Origin of the sequence: Mesorhizobium sp. B2-3-10, from assembly GCF_006442275.1 — a bacterium.
Classification (GTDB): Bacteria; Pseudomonadota; Alphaproteobacteria; order Rhizobiales; family Rhizobiaceae; genus Mesorhizobium; species Mesorhizobium australicum.
The window spans coordinates 354,341-373,268 of the sequence record NZ_VFVT01000005.1; the positions used below are offsets into that span (position 1 = coordinate 354,341).

At 64.2% G+C, this 18,928-nt stretch carries 15 protein-coding genes and 1 pseudogene; 8 read left to right on the plus strand and 8 right to left on the minus strand.

Annotated elements, in window-relative coordinates:
• Window positions 1-123 precede the first annotated feature (123 nt).
• Together FJ943_RS17170 and FJ943_RS17175 are read left to right on the plus strand one after the other, a co-directional pair.
• Window positions 124-927, plus strand: coding sequence for an oxaloacetate decarboxylase (locus tag FJ943_RS17170; protein ID WP_140614891.1), 804 nt, complete (start codon window positions 124-126; stop codon window positions 925-927).
• Window positions 928-942: 15 nt separating this feature from the next.
• Window positions 943-1,941, plus strand: coding sequence for a proline racemase family protein (locus tag FJ943_RS17175; protein WP_140723198.1), 999 nt, complete (start codon window positions 943-945; stop codon window positions 1,939-1,941).
• Here the strand turns inward: FJ943_RS17175 and FJ943_RS17180 are convergent.
• Both FJ943_RS17180 and FJ943_RS17185 read right to left on the minus strand, forming a co-directional pair.
• Entirely contained in the window at window positions 1,933-2,658 is a 726-nt protein-coding gene (locus FJ943_RS17180; protein WP_140723481.1) for a sulfate transporter family protein, read from the minus strand. The genes FJ943_RS17175 and FJ943_RS17180 overlap by 9 nt on opposite strands.
• Before the next feature lie 119 nt (window positions 2,659-2,777).
• Window positions 2,778-3,680 (minus strand): EamA family transporter, encoded by a 903-nt coding sequence (locus tag FJ943_RS17185; RefSeq protein ID WP_140723201.1) that lies wholly within the window; start codon window positions 3,678-3,680, stop codon window positions 2,778-2,780.
• 199 nt (window positions 3,681-3,879) lie between these two features.
• Here FJ943_RS17185 and FJ943_RS17190 point away from each other — a divergent pair, with 199 nt between their 5' ends.
• Entirely contained in the window at window positions 3,880-4,872 is a 993-nt protein-coding gene (locus tag FJ943_RS17190) for an adenosine kinase (RefSeq protein WP_140723204.1), read from the plus strand.
• Between the two features lie 272 nt (window positions 4,873-5,144).
• The gene (locus FJ943_RS17195) at window positions 5,145-5,861 is read left to right on the plus strand and encodes an antitoxin Xre/MbcA/ParS toxin-binding domain-containing protein (RefSeq protein WP_140723207.1); all 717 of its coding nucleotides are present in this window, start codon (window positions 5,145-5,147) and stop codon (window positions 5,859-5,861) included.
• Between the two features lie 11 nt (window positions 5,862-5,872).
• On the opposite strand, the pseudogene FJ943_RS17200 reads toward FJ943_RS17195, so the two are convergent.
• Window positions 5,873-6,069 (minus strand): annotated as a pseudogene (locus tag FJ943_RS17200) (arginase family protein); the annotation flags it as partial.
• A 39-nt stretch (window positions 6,070-6,108) separates the two neighbouring features.
• On the opposite strand from FJ943_RS17200, the gene FJ943_RS29675 reads away from it, so the two are divergent.
• Window positions 6,109-6,312, plus strand: coding sequence for a hypothetical protein (locus FJ943_RS29675; protein WP_181174576.1), 204 nt, complete (start codon window positions 6,109-6,111; stop codon window positions 6,310-6,312).
• Between the two features lie 24 nt (window positions 6,313-6,336).
• Here FJ943_RS29675 and FJ943_RS17205 read toward each other — a convergent pair whose 3' ends face one another.
• Window positions 6,337-8,616, minus strand: a complete 2,280-nt coding sequence (locus tag FJ943_RS17205) for an NADP-dependent malic enzyme (protein WP_140723210.1) — start codon at window positions 8,614-8,616, stop codon at window positions 6,337-6,339.
• Between the two features lie 132 nt (window positions 8,617-8,748).
• Window positions 8,749-9,942, minus strand: coding sequence for a glycosyltransferase (locus FJ943_RS17210; RefSeq protein ID WP_140723213.1), 1,194 nt, complete (start codon window positions 9,940-9,942; stop codon window positions 8,749-8,751).
• Window positions 9,943-10,102: 160 nt separating this feature from the next.
• Between FJ943_RS17210 and mutS the strand changes: the two genes are divergently transcribed.
• Window positions 10,103-12,835 (plus strand): DNA mismatch repair protein MutS, encoded by a 2,733-nt coding sequence (gene mutS / locus FJ943_RS17215; RefSeq protein WP_140723216.1) that lies wholly within the window; start codon window positions 10,103-10,105, stop codon window positions 12,833-12,835.
• Here mutS and FJ943_RS17220 read toward each other — a convergent pair whose 3' ends face one another.
• The 3 genes from FJ943_RS17220 to FJ943_RS17230 all read right to left on the minus strand — a co-directional run bounded on the left by FJ943_RS17220 (window position 12,836) and on the right by FJ943_RS17230 (window position 16,728).
• The gene (locus FJ943_RS17220; protein WP_140723219.1) at window positions 12,836-13,681 is read right to left on the minus strand and encodes an aldo/keto reductase; all 846 of its coding nucleotides are present in this window, start codon (window positions 13,679-13,681) and stop codon (window positions 12,836-12,838) included.
• A 97-nt stretch (window positions 13,682-13,778) separates the two neighbouring features.
• Entirely contained in the window at window positions 13,779-14,171 is a 393-nt protein-coding gene (locus FJ943_RS17225; protein WP_140614900.1) for a DUF305 domain-containing protein, read from the minus strand.
• Window positions 14,172-14,214: 43 nt separating this feature from the next.
• Window positions 14,215-16,728: a heavy metal translocating P-type ATPase gene (locus tag FJ943_RS17230; RefSeq protein WP_140723222.1), complete on the minus strand. Its 2,514-nt coding sequence runs from the start codon at window positions 16,726-16,728 to the stop codon at window positions 14,215-14,217.
• A gap of 202 nt (window positions 16,729-16,930) precedes the next feature.
• Here FJ943_RS17230 and FJ943_RS17235 point away from each other — a divergent pair, with 202 nt between their 5' ends.
• The gene (locus FJ943_RS17235; protein WP_140660538.1) at window positions 16,931-17,743 is read left to right on the plus strand and encodes a glycosyltransferase family 25 protein; all 813 of its coding nucleotides are present in this window, start codon (window positions 16,931-16,933) and stop codon (window positions 17,741-17,743) included.
• A gap of 322 nt (window positions 17,744-18,065) precedes the next feature.
• Window positions 18,066-18,869, plus strand: a complete 804-nt coding sequence (locus FJ943_RS17240) for a glycosyltransferase family 25 protein (protein ID WP_140660537.1) — start codon at window positions 18,066-18,068, stop codon at window positions 18,867-18,869.
• Window positions 18,870-18,928 lie beyond the last annotated feature (59 nt).

The following is an 18,928-nucleotide window of genomic DNA, read 5'->3' on the forward strand; positions in this document are numbered from 1 at the left end:
ATCGACGCTTTCGAGAAATTGGCAGCAGAGAACGAGAAACGCTTCTGAACCAACCGCATTCGTTTGCCCGGCCGCAAACAGCGCGGTAGCATCCGCCCCAATACTCGTTATGGGGGAGCATTCATGGACAAGGGCAAGATTTTTCGCGACCTGCATGCCTCGACCTTCGTCATGCCCAATCCCTGGGATCCGGGCACGACGAAGCTGCTCGGATCCTTCGGCTTCAAGGCACTGGCCACCACCAGCGCCGGCTTTGCCTTTTCGCGCGGCCTGCCGGATGGGGCCGTGACCTTCGACCAGATGATCCATCATTGCCGCGAGGTGACGGGCGCGACCGACCTGCCGGTCTCGGCCGATCTCGAGAAGGGCAAGGGGGACAGCGCCGAGCAGGCCGCCGAAACCATTTTCGCGGCGGAAGCGGCCGGGCTTGCCGGCTGCTCGATCGAGGATCACACCGGCGATCCTGAAAAGCCCATCTACGAGTTTTCGCACGCGGTCGAGCGCGTCGCCGCAGCGGTGGAGGCGGCGCGGGCGCTGAAGCGCGACTTTGTCTTCACGGCGCGGGCCGAGAATTTCCTCTGGGGCAAGTCCGATCTCGACGACACGATCAAGCGGCTGCAGGCGTTCGAAAAAGCCGGCGCCGACGTGCTCTATGCACCTGGTATCGGCGATGTCGAGATGGTGCGGACCTTGTGTTCGTCGGTCGGCAAGCCGGTCAATGTCATGGCGAGGCCCGGCTTCACCATCGCCGACCTCGCCATGGCCGGTGCCAAGCGGATTTCGCTTGGGCCATGGCTGACCAATTTCGCCTACGGCATGCTGGAGACGGCGGCGCGCGAGATCCAGCAGGACGGCACGTTCGGCTTCACCCGCGCCGCCATGCCGTTCGGCAAGCTGCAGGCGCTGTTCGGCAAATCCCAGGGCTAGGATGGGTTCGGCCGCATGAACCTTACCGTTGTCGACATGCATACGGGTGGCGAGCCGCTACGGATCGTCACGGGCGGTTATCCCGCTATCCCCAAGGGCACCATTCTTGAGAAGCGCGCCTATGTGCGGGACCATCTCGACCATTTGCGCAAGTTGCTGATCTTCGAGCCGCGCGGCCACTATGACATGTATGGCGCTTTGCTGGTCGAGCCCGATTTGCCCGGCGCCGACCTCGCGGTGCTGTTCATGCACAATGAGGGCTATTCGACCATGTGCGGCCACGCCATCGTCGCGCTCGGCCGCTACGCCGTCGATCAGGGGCTGGTGGCGAAGCAGGAGCCGTTCACCACCGTGAACATCGAGGCGCCGTGCGGCCTGGTCGTCGCCTCGGTCGCGGTCAGCGATGGCAAGGCCGGCGCGGTGTCGTTCGAGAGCGTGCCGGCGTTCCTGTTCGCCGGCGATCGACAGATCGAGCTGACAGGCTATGGCAAGATCGGTTTCGACATCGCCTATGGCGGCGCCTTTTACGCGCTGGCCGACTGTCATCAATTCGGGCTGGAGTTCGGCCACGACCGCCTGCGCGATTTCGTCGACGCGGCAACCGCGCTGACGAACCGGCTGAAGGCCGAGTTTCCGCTGTCGCATCCCGATCATGATGACCTCGCCTTCCTCTATGGCACCATCCTGACGGATGGAAAGGACGCTTTTTCCGGAGAGGCCACCAGGAATGTCTGCGTCTTCGCCGAGGCGGAGGTCGACCGCTCGCCAACCGGTTCCGGCGTCACCGCCCGGCTGGCGGCCATGCATGCCAAGGGCGAGATCGCCGTGGGGCAGACGCGAACGTTCGAGAGCATCGCCGGCTCACGCTTTTCCGGTGCGGTGGCGCGAACAGCGCAGGCCGGCCCGCATGAAGCGATCGTCGCCCGCGTCGGCGGCCGTGCCTATTATTCCGGACGAGCCGAATTCATTGTCGAGCCGGACGACGAGTTGGGGCGGGGATTTCTGCTACGCTGAAGAGATTTGGCGCCGCGAGGCGCGCGCGACTTCCCGTGCCGAGATCGCCTTGTGCAGATGCACCATCATGGCGGCGGCGAAGAGCGGCGTCAGCAGGTTGAGCAGCGGCACGGCGAGGAAGGCCGCGACAACCAGCCCGGAGAGAAACACCGTACCGGCATACTGCCTGCGCAGGGCCCGGACCTCTTCTTCCCCGCGAAAGCGCATGGCGGCGAATTCGAAGAATTCGCGTCCGAGCAGGTAGCCGTTGACGATGAAGAAGGCGGCGATGTTGATGCCCGGCACCAGCAGGAGCATCAGCGCCACGACGTTGCCCAGGATGACGACGCCGAAGAATTTTATCGCCAGCACCAGCGAGCGCAATACCGGCATGGCGCGTCCGACTGGGTCGCCGGGATAATCGGTGCGCTCGACCACTTCGGCCACATCGTCGAGGAACAGGCCGGCGATTACCGCCGTGACTGGCGCGATCAGAAGCGCCATGCCGAAGGCCAGCGCGATGGCCGCGACGATGCCGCCCAACCAGCCGGCCCAGGACGGCATGCCGGGCAACAATGTTTGCAGCCACGGCAGGGCAAGCCATTCGACAAGGCTGGTCAAGCCGAACCACAGGGCGACCAACGCCAGCAGGGTCAGGCCGAGCGTCTTGATGAACACGGCGCGAAACGGAGGCGAGAGCAGCTCAAGGGCCGCAGTGCGGGCAGCGTCGAAAATCACGTGCTTCACCCCCAGGTCAGCGGACACAGCCACAAGGCAGGACGCCTCCGAGATAGGCGGTGCGGCCCGCGAGCACAAGCGCGGGCCGTTGCTTGCCTTCGTATGTTCCCCAGATCTGCCTATCGGGCTAAGCCCGGCTTACGAACCGGTATGGTCATGGCCGCCACGCCGGCGACGACAAACCCCATGCCGAGCCAGGCCGTGGGCCCCAGGCTTTCGCCGAGGAAGACGGCGCCGATGCCGACGCCGATCGGCACCCGCAGATAGGCCTGAGACGTGGTGCCGACCGAACCCAGCGTGTGGATCAGGCGGAAATAGATGACGAAAGCCAGTGCCGTCGAAAACACGGACAGGCCGAGCAGGGCAAGGATGGAAGCCGTCGAAGGCGCCAGCGTCCATGGCTGGTCGACCGCCAGGCTGAGCGGTACCAGCATGACAGCGCCGCACAGCATCGAACCGGCGGCGGGAAGCATCGGATCGAGGCCCTTGAAGCCTCGGCCGAAAATGGCGGCCCCGGCATAGCAGATCGTCGCCGCGACGATGGCGATCTGTGCCCAGAGCTGGTGGCCGATGCCGCCAAGCGCCTGCGTGCCGACGATGAGGCAGATGCCGGCGATGCCGGCGCCAACGCCGACCAGCTTGCGCACGGTCACCGGCTCATGACGGGTGATAAGCGCCGTCAGCAGGAAGGTGAAGATCGGCGAGGTGGCGTTGAGGATGGTGGCAAGGCCGGCGTCGACCGAACGCTCGGCCGCGGCGATCAGCGTGAACGGGACGACGCTGTTGAGGCAGGCCTGGAAGGCGAAGCGGCGCCAGCTTGCCGCATCGCCCGGCATGGCAAGCCCGCGCCAGCGGATGATGGCGAACAGGATGGCGCCGGCGATAAGGGTGCGGGCGGCGATGAAGGTGATGGGCGGGATGGTCTCTACGCCGATCTTGATGAAGGTATAGGAGGCTCCCCAAAGCACCGCCAGCACGCCCAGCAATGCCAGGTCGATGGTCGTGTTGTTTTTGGCAGGCATGGGCTCGCGCCTTCGGACCGTGATTGAACAGGCGCAGATGTAGGCGACATCGCGACGAAATGTTTCGGCCACGGTCGAATTGTCGTAGCGCCTGGCTGGCGCGGCAAGGACAGAAAATCGGTTGCCAGTTTTCAGGGTCATGCTGTAGACCCGCGCGGGCATGGCAAGAAGCCGGCCCGGGTTTTTGGCGGAGACATTGATGCCGGATTATGACGTGCTTTGCATCGGCAATGCGATTGTCGACATCATCGCCCAGTGCGAGGAAGAATTCCTCGAGACCAACGGCATCATCAAGGGCGCGATGAATCTCATCGACACGCAGCGCGCCGAATTGCTCTACAGCCGCATGGGCCCGGCTATCGAGGCCTCCGGCGGCAGCGCCGGCAACACGGCGGCCGGTGTTGCCTCGTTTGGCGGACGCGCCGCCTTCTTCGGCAAGGTCTCCAGCGATGCGCTGGGCGAAATCTACGCGCACGATATCCACGCGCAGGGTGTCGCCTTCGACACCAAGCCGCTCCAGGGCGAGCCGCCGACGGCGCGTTCGATGATCTTCGTCACCCCCGATGGCGAGCGCTCGATGAACACCTATCTCGGCGCCTGCGTCGAACTCGGCCCGGAAGATGTCGAAGCCGACAAGGCGTCCGGCGCCAAGGTAACCTATTTCGAGGGTTATCTGTGGGACCCGCCGCGCGCCAAGGAAGCGATCCGGCAGACGGCGAAACTGGCGCACGCGGCCGGTCGCGAAGTTTCGATGACCTTGTCGGATTCGTTCTGCGTCGACCGTTACCGCGACGAGTTCCTAGACCTGATGCGTTCGGGCACGGTCGATATCGTTTTTGCCAACAGCCACGAGATCAAGTCGCTTTATCAGACGTCGTCGTTCGACGAAGCGCTGGCGCGGATCCGCAAGGATTGCAAGATCGCGGCGGTTACCCGCTCCGAAAAGGGCTCGGTTATCGTGCGTGGCGACGAGACCGTGGTCATCCAGGCGACCGCCATCAAGGAACTGGTCGACACGACGGGCGCCGGCGATCTCTACGCCGCCGGTTTCCTGCATGGCTACACACAGGGACGCGACCTCCAGACTTGCGGCGATCTTGGCTCACTGGCGGCCGGATTGGTGATCCAGCAGATCGGCCCTAGGCCAAGGCAGAACCTGCGCAAAGAGGCCGAGCGGGCGGGGTTGCTGTAACAACGCCCTTTCTCTTCGCTCGCTGTTGGGGAAAGGAGGCAAGCGCGGACAGCTTCTCATCGTCGCGCAGTTGTCACATACCGCTCCTACACGCAAATGCGAGCGTGCCGTGACTGACATTTCGACATGCTAATCGGGGTGTGAAGCAATGCAGGACAGCAACCTGTCGGGTCGCTGCATCCGTTGCCGTCGCACTTTCCACGTTCCGCCGTAACCGTTCAACAACCGGCCGCGGCCAAGGGAGGAGAGCGCGCGGCCCAGAAAACAGATGCATGACAAGATTTCAGACCAAGACGACATTTCAGACCAAGACAACCGGCATCACGCAGGACGATTTCGCCGACATGGTGGCGGAAAGGGTCGAGCGTGCGCTTGCCCACTATGACGAAGCCATCAACGGCCCCACAATGGTCTCGGTCGGCAAGATCGCCGGCTCGATAGCGTCCGCCGTCACCTTGCTGTCGCCCAAGCACCAGCGCGCCATCGACGCCATCCATGCCGACCTTCCGGGCCTGGCCCAGAAATTCGTGCGGGCGCTGGCGGCGGAAGCCGCACGCCGCGGCGAAGCCGGCGCCATGACCGCCACGACGCTGTCGGCAGAGGCTGAAACAGTTGCCGCGCTCCCCCAGTCCGACGACCTCGAATCGATGCTGATCGAGGACTGGGCCGGCCGCGTCGCCGGCTCGACCTATCTGGAAGAGAACCTGCGCATCGCCCGCTCCACCCTGCACCGCTGGCAAAGGCGCGGCGACGTCATCGCTCTGCGCAAGGGTGGCCGCAAGCACGTCTTCCCGCTGGCGCAGTTCGTCGATGGCAGGCCGGTCGCGGGCATCAGCGACGTGCTGGAGCTGATCGGCAATCCGAGACTCGCATGGCTGTGGCTGACCCGTCCAGCGGCACAGCTCGACGGCCGCATTCCGATCGACCTGCTGCGGCAGGACCAGGCGGAGGAAGTCGTGGAGGCGGCGCGGGCGTTCGCGCCGGGGTGAAGTCGGCGCGGTCATCCCTTTCGTTCCGCGAGCAGGCCGAGATAGTGCTGCAGCACCGCCGCCCCGGCAAGCGACGTGACATCGGCGTGGTCATAGGCGGGCGCCACCTCGACAACGTCGGCGCCGACAATGAGTGCCCGTGCCGGGAGATAGGCCGGGTCGAGGCAATCGATGTCGAAGGTCAGACGCGAGCCCGATCTTCCACGACCCGGCGCTTGCTGTCCGTGAGGCCGTCAATTGCGGCGGCGTGGCGCTGGCCGACAACATCACGGTCGAGGACCTGCTGGCCAGCGGCCAGCTGGTCGCGCCCTTCACGATCCGCCACGCAATCCCACAGAGCTATTGCCTGCGGCAGAAGCCGGGCAACCGCAATTCAACCAGCGTCAGGCTGTTCCGGGATTGGCTGCTGTGGGAGATCGCCAGCCACAAGCAGGTGATGCGGCTGGCGTGATGCGTCCCACACGGGGGAAGCCCCTCAAGCCCCCGCCGTGTAGGCGGCGATCGCCGCCATGTTGACGATATCGCTGTCCTTGGCATTCAGCGACACGATCTGCACCGGCTTGTTCAGGCCGACCAGCAGCGGGCCGATGACGGTCGAGCCGCCCAGTTCCTGCAGCATCTTGGTCGAGATGGAGGCCGAGTGGAAAGCCGGCATGATCAGGACGTTGGCCGGACCGGTCAGTCTTATGAACGGGTATTGCGCCATGGCGCGGGCGTTGAGCGCGACGTCGGCGGCCATCTCGCCGTCATATTCGAAGTCGACGCGGCGCTTGTCGAGGATGCGCACGGCTTCCTGGACACGCTCCGAGCGTTCGCCCTGCGGATGGCCGAAAGTGGAATAGGCCAGCATGGCGAGCCTTGGCTCGTAGCCCATGCGGCGGGCGAAGCCTGCCGCTTCCTCGGCTATGTCGGCGATCTGCTCGGCGTTGGGCATGTCGTGCACGGCGGTGTCGGCGACGAGCACCGTCTTGCCACGCGCGAGCACGATCGAGACGCCGATGACGCGGTGGCCGGGCTTGGCGTCGATGATGCGCCTGATGTCGTCGAGCGCGGTCGAATAGTTGCGGGTCACGCCGGTGACGATGCCGTCGGCGTCGCCCAGCGCCACCATGCAGGCGGCGAAATGGTTGCGGTCGTTGTTGATCAGCCGCTGGCAGTCGCGGAACAGGAAGCCTTTGCGCTGCATGCGCTCGTAGAGATAGTCGGTGTAGATCGAATTGCGGCGCGACAGGCGCGCATTGATGATCTCGATGCCTTGCTTGTTCAGGTCGATGCCAGCGTGCCTGGCGTTCTCCTTGATGACGTCGTCGCGACCGAGCAGGATAGCGGTGCCGAGCCGCTGGTTCACGTAGGAGACGGCGGCGCGCATCACCTGCTCCTCCTCGCCCTCGGCGAAGACGATGCGCTTGGGCTGGCGGCGCACGCGGTCGTAGATGCGCTGCAGCGTCGAGGCGATCGGGTCGCGGCGGGCGGAAAGCTCCTGCGCGTAACGGTCGAGATCGAGGATCGGCTTGCGGGCGACGCCCGAATCCATTGCCGCCTTGGCCACGGCGATCGGGATGGCCGAGATCAGGCGCGGGTCGAACGGCACCGGAATGATGTAGTTGGGGCCGAATTTCGGCCGGTTGCCCTGATAGGCCGCGGCGACGTCGTCGGGCACGTCCTGGCGCGCCAGTTCGGCCAGCGCGCGGGCGGCGGCGATCTTCATGTCGTCATTGATGGTGGTGGCCCTGACATCCAGCGCGCCGCGGAAGATGTAGGGAAAGCCGAGCACGTTGTTGACCTGGTTGGCGTAATCCGACCGCCCGGTGGCCATGATGGCGTCGGTGCGGATCTCGGCCACTTCCTCCGGGGTGATCTCGGGATCGGGGTTAGCCATGGCGAAGATGATCGGGTTCTTGGCCATCGACTGCACCATGGGGGTGGTCAGCGCCCCCTTGGCCGAAAGGCCGAGGAAGACGTCGGCGCCGTCCAGCGCTTCGGCCAGGGAACGCGCCTCCGTCTTGACCGCATGCGCCGATTTCCACTGGTTCATGCCCTCGGTGCGGCCCTGGAAGACAACCCCCTTGGTGTCGCATAGGATGATGTTTTCTGGCGAAAAACCCATCGCCTTCATCAGCTCGATACAGGCGATGCCGGCCGCGCCCGCACCGTTGCAGACCAGCTTCGTGGTCTTCATGTCGCGGCCGGTTATTTCCAGCGCGTTGATCAGACCGGCGGCCGAGATGATGGCGGTGCCGTGCTGGTCGTCATGGAAGACCGGAATGTCCATCAGTTCGCGCAGGCGCTGTTCGATGATGAAGCACTCCGGCGCCTTGATGTCCTCCAGGTTGATGCCGCCGAAGGACGGACCGAGGAAGCGCACGCAGTTGATGAACTCGTCGGCATCCTCGGTGTCTACCTCGAGGTCGATGGAATCGACATCGGCGAAGCGCTTGAACAGCACCGCCTTGCCTTCCATCACCGGCTTCGAGGCCAGCGCGCCGAGATTGCCTAGTCCCAAGATTGCAGTACCATTCGAGATGACCGCGACCATGTTGCCGCGCGTCGTGTAGTCGAAGGCTTTGGATGGATCCTCTGCGATGGCGCGCACCGGCACGGCGACACCCGGCGAATAGGCAAGGCTGAGATCGCGCTGCGTCGTCATCGGCTTGGTGGCGACGATCTCCAGCTTGCCGGGCCGGCCCATGGCGTGGAATTCGAGCGCTTCCTGCGCGCTGACGGACGGACCGTTGTTCTCGGTTTTCCTGGCCATGGTGCTTTTGATTTCCTCGCCGGTGCGGCACCTCCTTGAAGCGGGTACCTGTGTGCTTGCGAATTAAGACCACGGGCCGCCGCGTGTAAACCACGAAGCTGGGCAAAGCTGCTTCAAAGCGGATACGGCCGGTCAGAAGCCTTTCCGCGCCGTTCCCAATGTCGTGATTTCATCCGCATGCTGGCGGGCCGTTGCCCAGCGCCGCAGCGTCCTGGTTCCGGGAAACGGCCATTGCGTCAGCGGCGGTTGGCTGCTTCCCATCCTCTTCAACAGGTCGGACAGGAACACTGTGAGTTCCTCCCGTTGAGCCCGCACCTTGGCCAGCGTGCGGTTGCGAATCTCATCGCGGGGAATGGCGCGGTCGCGCAACGTCTCGACCGCGCGCCGGATCGCCGCCGGATCGGGCTCGGCGATGATGCAATAGTCCGGATCGAAAAAGACGTCCCGGCCGCCAAGACTGGGCGTGCTCACCACCGGTAACCCCGCCATCAGATATTCCATGCTGGAGCACATCGCCCCTTCCGCCGCCGACAGACAGAGCCCAACCGCGGCCTGGTTGTAGACGCGGTTGACCTCCTGCGGCGCCAGCCAGCCAGTTAGGCCATTGACGATCGGGTTGGCGATACGATGCAGCGGCGATTGCGCCTGCAAGCGACGGACGAAGGCACGGTCGCCGGCCCGCGGCAGCTCGCCGATCGAAAAGGTAATGTGGGCGAGCCTTTCGATATCGAAGGCGAGGTGGTGGCGCTTGGTGTGCGAAATGCGGCCGTTATAGACCGCATCAAACTCGACAGAAATGTCCGGCAGTGGTCGAAATATGTCCTCGCTGACCATCAGATTGTGGTTGGAGAAGATCGCGGTTCCTCCGGCAGCAGTGACCAGACGACGCTCCTCTTGCGTGTTGCAAAGAAAGATCAGTTCGTGAAGCGAGAAGCTCTCACGGTACCAGGCGAGATCCCTGCCAAGCTTCGCGACGACATGGGGCCGCTCAAGCGTCCAACTCGGCATCAGCAGGAACACGGCGCGGCGCGAGGCCAGGCGACGGCCGATTGCCACCACTGAGTTGAGGGGGCGCTCGCCGCCGATCGGCGTGTAGATCAGCAGCGGATCGTGGCTGAGCACGTAAGCTGCAAGCCGAATGCCGCTATCCAGGTGGGACAACGGACCGCTGAGCGGCAGCGCGAAAGGAAGGCGCTTGGCTGCTACAAACTTAAGCCTGCCCAACCGTTGGCTGGCGTGCCGAGCTGTCATGAGCCAGAAGCGCTCGAGCGCCGAGTCGATCGGTCCCACCATCTCCTCGAACGTTTCGTGCCCGTCTTTGTCCATGACGCCCCCGCCATTATTGCCCAAGATGACAGATATTCGCGATCGCCGTGTCGGACAATGCAGCTGAACAGCCGTTCCATGAAGACGGCTCGCGGTCTTCCCCTGCTTTTCGATGGCCTGGCATTAAACCCCGCCATCACATCTGCTAGCGTGCCGCGCCATGAACATGCACAGCCCGAACGAGCCCGACGCCGCCCCCGAGGCGATGACGCCGCCGCAGCCCGGCGTTGCCGCCGTCACACCGATGATGGAGCAGTTCATCGAGATCAAGGCGGCTAACCCGGATTCGTTGCTGTTCTACCGCATGGGCGATTTCTACGAGCTGTTCTTCGACGATGCCGAGAAGGCGAGCCGGGCGCTGGGCATCGTGCTCACCAAACGCGGCAAGCATCAGGGCCACGACATTCCAATGTGCGGCGTGCCGGTGCATGCGGCCGACGACTATTTGCAGAAGCTGATCGGCCAGGGCTTCCGCGTTGCCGTCTGCGAGCAGATCGAGGATCCGGCCGAGGCCAAGAAGCGCGGCTCCAAATCGGTCGTGCGCCGCGACGTGGTGCGGCTGGTGACGCCGGGAACCATCACCGAGGACAAACTGCTGGCGCCGTCGGAATCGAGTTATCTGATGGCGTTGGGTCGGGTGAAGGGCGGCAGCGAGCACAGCTTTGCAATTGCCTGGATCGACATCTCGACTGGTGCTTTCCGCGTCGCCGAGACCACCGCCGACCGGCTGCTGGCCGACATCTTCCGTGTCGATCCGCGCGAACTCATCGTCGCCGAGCCGGTGTTCCATGATCCCGACCTGAAGCCGGTGTTCGACGTGCTCGGCCGTGTCGCCAGCCCACAGCCGCCGAGCCTGTTCGATTCGGCCTCGGCCACGGGGCGGATTGCGCGTTTCTTCGAGGTGGCGACACCGGACAGTTTCGGCACGTTTTCGCGCGCCGAATTGTCGGCGATCTCGGGCGCCATCGCCTACGTCGAGAAAACGCAAAAGGCCGAGCGGCCGCCGCTGTCGCGGCCCGAGCGCGAGGAGCAGGGCTCGACCCTGTTCATCGATCCGGCGACGCGCGGCAATCTCGAACTGCTGCGTACGCTGTCCGGCAGCCGCGAGGGTTCGCTGTTCAAGGCGATCGACCGCACGGTGACCGGCGGCGGCGCAAGGTTGCTCGCCGACCGGCTGATGGCGCCGCTGACCGACCCGGCGGCCATCGGCGCGCGGCTGGACTCCGTCTCGTTCTTCCGCTCCGAGGTCAGGCTTTGCCAGGCGGTGCGGATGAGCCTGAAGAGCGTCGCCGACATGCCGCGCGCCCTGTCCAGGCTGGCGCTCAACCGGGGCGGGCCACGCGATCTCGGCGCGCTTCGCGCTGGTTTCGAGGCGGCCGGTGCCATCGCCGAAACCTTTGCCGCGACCGCCCTGCCCCAGGAGTTGGCCGGCGCGATGGCCGCGATCAAGGCGCTGCCCAAGGCGCTTGCCCAGCATCTCACCCAGGCGCTCGGCGAGGAACTGCCGCTGCTCAAACGCGACGGCGGCTTCGTTCGCGGCGGCTACCACCCGGACCTCGACGAGATGCGGGCGTTGCGCGACGAGTCGCGAAAAGTGATTGCCGGACTGGAGCGGTCGCTGATCGAGGAAACCGGCATCCGCTCCCTGAAGATCCGGCACAACAATGTGCTGGGTTACTACATCGAGGTGACGGCCAATCATCACGCCGTCATGACTGGCAGCGATGGCGCCAAGGCGCGCTTTATTCACCGCCAGACCATGGCCAACGCCATGCGTTTCACCACGACCGAACTCGCCGAGCTCGAGACCAAGATCGCCAATGCCGCCGACCGGGCACTGAGCATCGAACTGGCCGCCTTCGATGCGCTGACGGCGGAAGCGGTCGACGCGGCCGAGGCGATCCGCGCCGGCGCCGACGCGCTCGCCGTGCTCGACGTGTCGGCAGCGCTTGCGCTTCTGTCGGAAAGCGAGGCCTGGTGCCGGCCGGTGGTGGATTCCAGCCTTGCCTTCGAGATTTCAGGCGGGCGGCATCCGGTGGTCGAACAGGCGCTGCGCCGTTCGGGCGAAGGCCCATTCGTCGCCAACGATTGCGACCTCTCGCCGGAGGGCAATGCCAAGAACGGCGCGATCTGGCTGCTGACCGGCCCCAACATGGGTGGCAAGTCGACGTTCCTGCGGCAGAACGCGCTGATCGCCATCCTGGCCCAGACCGGCTCCTTCGTGCCGGCGACATCGGCCCATATCGGCGTTGTCGACCGGCTGTTCTCACGCGTCGGCGCGTCGGACGACCTGGCGCGCGGCCGCTCGACCTTCATGGTCGAGATGGTGGAGACGGCGGCGATCCTCAACCAGGCCGGCGAACGGGCGCTGGTGATCCTCGACGAGATCGGCCGCGGCACCGCCACCTTCGACGGGCTGTCGATTGCCTGGGCGGCGGTGGAGTATCTGCACGAGAAGAACCGCTGCCGGGCGATCTTCGCCACCCACTTCCACGAAATGACGTCGCTCGCCGGCAAGCTGGCGCGGCTTTCCAACGTCACCATGCGGGTCAAGGAGTGGGAAGGCGACGTCGTTTTCCTGCACGAGGTCGGCAAGGGTGCCGCCGACCGCTCCTACGGCGTGCAGGTAGCCCGCCTTGCCGGCCTGCCGGAAGCGGTGGTGGGCCGCGCGAAGGAAGTTCTGCATCAGCTTGAGGAAGGCGAGGTCTCCGGCAAGACCAACCGGCTGGTCGATGACCTGCCGCTGTTTTCGGTGGCGGTGAAGCGAGAGGCGCCAAAGCCGGTGAAGAGCGACGCTGTGGGCGCGGCACTCGGTGAGATCAATCCCGACGAGATGACCCCCAAGGAAGCGCTGGAGGCGCTTTACCGGCTGAAGGGGCTGGCGGGGAAATAGTCAGATCATTTCCAGTCCGCGCTTGCGCGTCGGTGGGGGGAATGCACGGTCGAGATCGGCGAGGTCATCGGCCGTAAGCTTTATGTCCAGCGCGGCAAAATTCTGGCGGACGTGTTCCTGGCTGCTGGCCTTGGGAATGGCGATAACGCCGTCCTGATGCATCACCCAGGCCAAGGCGATTTGCGCAGGGGTCGCATTGTGACGGGTGGCGATGGCCTCCAGCCTGGCATTGCGCGCCAACGCGCCCTGCTCGACCGGCGAATAGGCCATCAGCGGAATGCCGCGCTGGCGGCTCCATGGTGCAAGGTCGAATTCGGGGCCGCGCCGCGACAGATTGTAGAGCACCTGATTGGTCTGGACATTGCCGCCCGAGCGCAAACCGGTGAGCTCTTCCATTTCATCGGTATCGAAATTGCTGACGCCCCAGTGGCGGATCTTGCCGGCCCTCTTCAGAGCCTCGAAAGCGTCGACGGTCTCGGCCAAAGGCACGCTGCCCGGCCAGTGCAGGAGATAAAGATCGATGCGGTCGGTGCGCAAGCGCTTCAGGCTTTTCTCGCAAGCCGCCGGCACGCCGGTGCGCGAAGCATTGGACGGCAGCACCTTGGAGACGAGAAAGAGTTCTTCGCGCCGGCCGGCGATGGCTTCGGCCACCACCTCCTCGGCGCCGCCGCTGGCATACATTTCGGCGGTGTCGATCAGCGTCATGCCGAGGTCCAGCCCAAGCTTCAAGGCATTGACCTCCCCGGCTCGACGGCGGGCATCCTCGCCCATTTTCCAGGTGCCCTGTCCCAGCACCTGGACGGCTTCGCCCGAAGGCAGCTTGGTGGTTCTTGTCGTCGTGGGCATGGGGGCTCCTGGGTAAGCGATCGAGGCGCATGGCATCACAAGCATACGGAGAAATCCAGGATGGAGCTCGGGTTCTCCGGTCGCCGCCGTTGATGCCTTACTTCACCGGATGGGCGGCGAGCCAGTCCTGCATCTGCTTGATTTCGGCTTCCTGCGCGGCGATGACGTTTTCGGCGAGTTTGCGGATTTCCGGATCCTTGCCGTTGGCCAGTTCGACCTTGGCCATGTCGATCGCCCCCTGATGATGCGGGATCATGCCGCGGACGAAATCGACATCGGCGTTGCCGGTATATTGGGAGGCCATCATGTCGGTATGCATCTTGTCCATCGCCGCCTTGTAGCCCGCCGTGGAAGGGCTTTCCGCCCCCATGGCCATGGCACCCATGTCGTGCTTCATCTCCTCGCTCTGCGCCGGCACGCTTTCGAGGAAAACGGCAAGCAGCATTCCGGCGGCCATCAGCAGCAGCACGAGTTTTTTAGCCAAGGTCATTCATGGTCTCCTGTCGGTTGGGTTTCGTATCTGGGGGTTAATCTCAGAGTTTCAACGTTCTCAGGCGCAATGCGTTTGCGATCACGGAAACCGAGGACAGGCTCATCGCCGCCGCCGCCAGCATCGGCGACAGAAGCGTGCCGGTGAGCGGATAAAGCACGCCGGCCGCGACCGGCACGCCAAGCACATTGTAAAGGAAGGCGAAGAACAGGTTCTGCCGGATGTTGCCGATGGTGGCCTGCGCCAGGGTTCGGGCGCGGACGATGCCGTTGAGGTCGCCCTTGACCAAGGTGATGCCGGCGCTTTCGACCGCGACATCGGCGCCCGTTCCCATGGCGATGCCGACATCGGCGGCGGCAAGCGCGGGCGCATCGTTGACGCCGTCGCCGGCCATGGCGACGGCGGCACCCTTGCCGCGCAGTTCCTCGACCAGCGCTGCCTTCTGTTCCGGCAACAGACCTGCCCGAACCTCGTCTATGCCGAGATGTCCAGCGATCGCCCTGGCCGTGCGCTCATTGTCGCCGGTCGCCATGATGATCCGCAGCCCGCTGCCATGCAGCGCCTTGATCGCCTCGGCCGTGGTCGCCTTGACCGGATCGGCGACGGCGACGATGCCGGCCAGCTTGCCGTCGACAGCGACGAACATCACCGTCTTGCCATCGCCCTGCAAGGCTTCCACGCTGGCCAGGACCCCGGAAACGTCGATGGCGAGATCGGCCATCATCGCGGCATTGCCGAGCGCGACCTTCTTGTCCGACACCGTGCCGGAAACGCCTTTGCCGGTAACCGCCTCGAAGCTGCCGGCCTCGGCGATCTTCACGCCGCGCTGGCCGGCTCCGTCGACGATGGCCTCGGCCAGCGGATGCTCCGACCCTTTTTCCAGGGTCGCGGCGCATCTCAGCAATTCGTCCTCGGAAAAGCCGCTGGCAGCCACGACATCGGTCAATTTCGGCCGGCCCTCGGTCAGCGTGCCGGTCTTGTCGACGATCAGCGTGTCGACGGAGGCGAAGCGCTCGAGCGCGGCGGCTTCCTTGATCAGCACACCGGCATGCGCGCCGCGCCCGGTGGCGGTCATGATGGACATCGGTGTGGCGAGACCCAGCGCACAGGGACAGGCGATGATCAGCACCGAAACCGCCGAGACGATGGCGAAGATCAGGCTGGGCTCGGGGCCGAAGATCGCCCAGGCGACGAATGCGGCGATCGCGACCAGGACGACGGTCGGGACAAAATAGAAGGAAACGCGGTCGGCCAGGCCTTGGATCGGGGCGCGCGAGCGCTGTGCCTTGGCGACGAGTTCGACGATGCGCGACAGCGTCGTCTCGGCGCCGATCCGTTCGGCGCGCATGATCAGCGAGCCATTTTTGTTGAGCGTGCCGCCGGTCAAGGCGTCGCCTTCGGCCTTCTCGACCGGCAAGGGCTCGCCCGTGATCATCGATTCATCGATGGAGGAGCGGCCTTCGAGCACCGTGCCGTCGACCGGGACGGCATCGCCGGGACGGATGCGCAGGCGATCGCCGGTCTTGACCTCGTCCAGCCCGACATCGATCTCGGCGCCGTCCTCGGCGACCCGCCGCGCGGTCTTCGGCGCGAGGTCGAGCAAAGCTCGGATCGCCGATCCGGTCTTCTCGCGGGCGCGCAGTTCCAGCACCTGGCCGAGGAAGACCAGCGCGACGATGACGGCGGCCGCCTCGAAATAAACCGGCACCGCACCGCCATGGCCGCGAAACTGATGCGGAAAGATGTCCGGGAAGAACGTGGCGACGACGCTGTAGAGATAGGCGGCGCCGACACCCAGCGAAATCAGCGTCCACATGTTGGGGCTGCGGTTGAGGATCGAGTCCCAGCCGCGATGGAAAAACGGGAAAGCGGCCCACAGCACCACCGGGCTCGCCACGACCAGTTCGATCCAGACCTTCGCGCGATCCTCGACCAGGCCCTCAAGCGACAGGCCTATCATCGGCGCCATGGCGACGATCAGCAGCGGGACCGACAGCACCGCGCTCACCCAGAGGCGTCTGGTGAAGTCGACCAGTTCGGGATTCGGCCCTTCATCGCCCGTCGGCACGCCCATGGGCTCGAGCGCCATGCCGCAGATCGGGCAGGAGCCGGGCTTGTCGCGGATGATCTGCGGATGCATGGGGCAAGTGTATTGCGTGCCCTTGGGCATCGGCGCCGGCGCCGGCCTGTCGCCGAGATAGGTTTGCGGCGCTGCCTCGAACTTCGCCTTGCAGCCGGCGGAACAGAAATAGAAGCCCTGGCCTTCATGGCGGACGAAATACCTGGCGTCGGCGCGGTCGACGATCATGCCGCAGACAGGGTCGACGGCGGTCAGGTAGCGGTCCGGCTCGGCCTGGAACTTCGAATGGCAGCGCTCGCTGCAAAAATGATAGAGGCGGCCGCCATGCTCGAATGTCGGCTTGCCGGCGGGCGGCTCCACCGTCATGCCGCAGACCGGATCGCGCAGAACCGCATCCGAATCTCCGCCCGTGCCCTTTGCCGCGCAGCAGCCGCCATGAGCGCCATGCGTGTGATGATCGTGATCTGAATGCGTCATTTCTAATGCCTCAATGGACCTGCTTCGAGGCAGAGGTAGTGCTTCCAGTAACTGGAAGGTCAAGGGCTGTTTTGAATTCGGTTCTCCGAACCCAGCGGATTGACCAAATGGCGAAAACTGTACACAACCGCGCGCCCACACTAAAAAGCGCGCCGCTTCTAATATATCGTTCGCCGCCCATCCCGCTGGACCTTTGTCGACAATGAAGTGCCTGGTCATAAACCTAGATCGGTCCCCGGACCGACTTGCACACATAAGTGCAGAGTTCGCCCGGATCGGCGTCGCGTTCCAACGCGTTGCGGCGGTCGATGCACGTAGCCACCCTGAACTCGGGCAGCAACCGCAACATCCGATTTATGCGTCCCGGCGTTTGTTGGGCAGCGAAGTCGCCTGCCTGCACAGCCACCGCGTCTGCTGGACGATGCTGGCGCAGGACGAGGCTCGCTACGGCGCCATCTTCGAGGACGACGTGGTTTTTTCAGCAAAGGCCGGTCCGTTGCTTGCTGACGACGGCTGGATTCCGCCAGATGCCGACATTGTCAAATTGGAAACGTACTTCAAGAAGACCCTCATTCACCGACGAAGGATCGCCACCGGTCATGGTTTTTCCGCGTTCAGGCTCTACAAGAACCATCCGGGGACCGGGGGTTACATCATCTCCAGACAGGCCGCGCGCGATCTCCTCGAAGCGACCGAAACGATCAATATCACCGCCGACGATCTACTTTTCACCCCGGCGTTCGGAGTCTCGTCCAGCAAGACGATCTACCAGCTCGTCCCTGCGCTGTGTGTGCAGGACCAGTTCGTCAGCGACCGACTGCCAAGCCTGCTTGGGGAGGAGCGGGATGCCGCAAGAACCGGCAATGAGCTTGTCGCGAAACGCAGAAGGCCGGCGGCTGAAAGAATTATGAGCGAAGGCGGACGGACAGTGCGGTGGGTTCTCGGCTTCTGCAGAGGCCGGCGACACATCGTTGTCCCCTTCGAGACGACTGGGAAGCCGACTAATCTTGCCTGACGGCCGCCAAGTCCATATCCGGCGCCGCAGGAATGCGCTTGAGCTCCGCCCGAAGGCAAGCCCGACCGACATCTATGGCAGGAAGCTCCAAAGCCTGCCAAGATAAATATAGAGCTCCGCGTTGCTTCCACCTTGCCGTGTGGCGAGCGGACACAGAAATTGAATCCTGTTCTATCCAAAATATCGATAGTGATTCCAGCCAGGAGATGGTAAACATCCGTGTTTCCCTGTTTATTTACAAAAACCAAGTCCTTATCATAAATAAAAACTCTGGTTCCGCATGTGCTATAGAGCGCCATAAGAAAAAAGTTTTGTTAAAGAAATGAAGTGTCTGGTCATCAACCTCGATAGATCCCCCGACCGGCTCGCCCATATGACGGCGGAGTTTGCGCGCATCGGCCTCGGATTCGAGCGGGTTGCCGCAATCGATGCAAGGGACCGGCCAGACCTCGCGCTGCAGCGCCAGCATGCACGATATGCGGTGCGACGTCTGTCCGGCAGCGAGATCGCGTGCTTGCACAGCCATCGCGCCTGCTGGGCCATCATCGCGCAAGATGAAGCGCCCTACGGCGCCATCTTCGAGGACGACATGGTGTTTTCCGCGAAAGCCGGTACGTTGCTTGCCGATACGAGCTGGATTCCCGCCGACGCAGATGTCGTCAAGCTCGAGACATTCTTCCACACAACCGTGATCCAGCGGGAGAGGTTTCCCGTCGGCGGCGGGTTTTCCCTGTTCAGGCTCCGCAAGAACCATATAGGGACGGGCGGATACCTGCTCTCCCGGCAGATGGCACGCGCCCTTCTCGAGACAACCGCCGATGTCAATGTGGCGGTGGACAATCTCATCTTCGATCCCACATTCGCGATCTCGACCGGCAAGACGATCTACCAGCTTGTTCCGGCGCTCTGTGCGCAGGACCAGTTCGTGGGCAACAGGTTACCGAGCCTGCTCGAACAGGGTCGGGAGGCCGAGTGGGTCGCGAGCGGGCTCGCCAATGGACACAGGATACGGGCACTCGCGCGTATCCGCAGGGAGGCCAGCCGGGCAGCGCGGCAGATCACCGATCTCTGCAGGCTACGGCGGCAGATTGTCGTCCCGCTCGCTCCAGTCGAGGCAAACGACTAGAGCGTTTGCGGGATTGACAGCAGGCCCATACCCAGCGCCGCGAAAACGCGCTATAGACG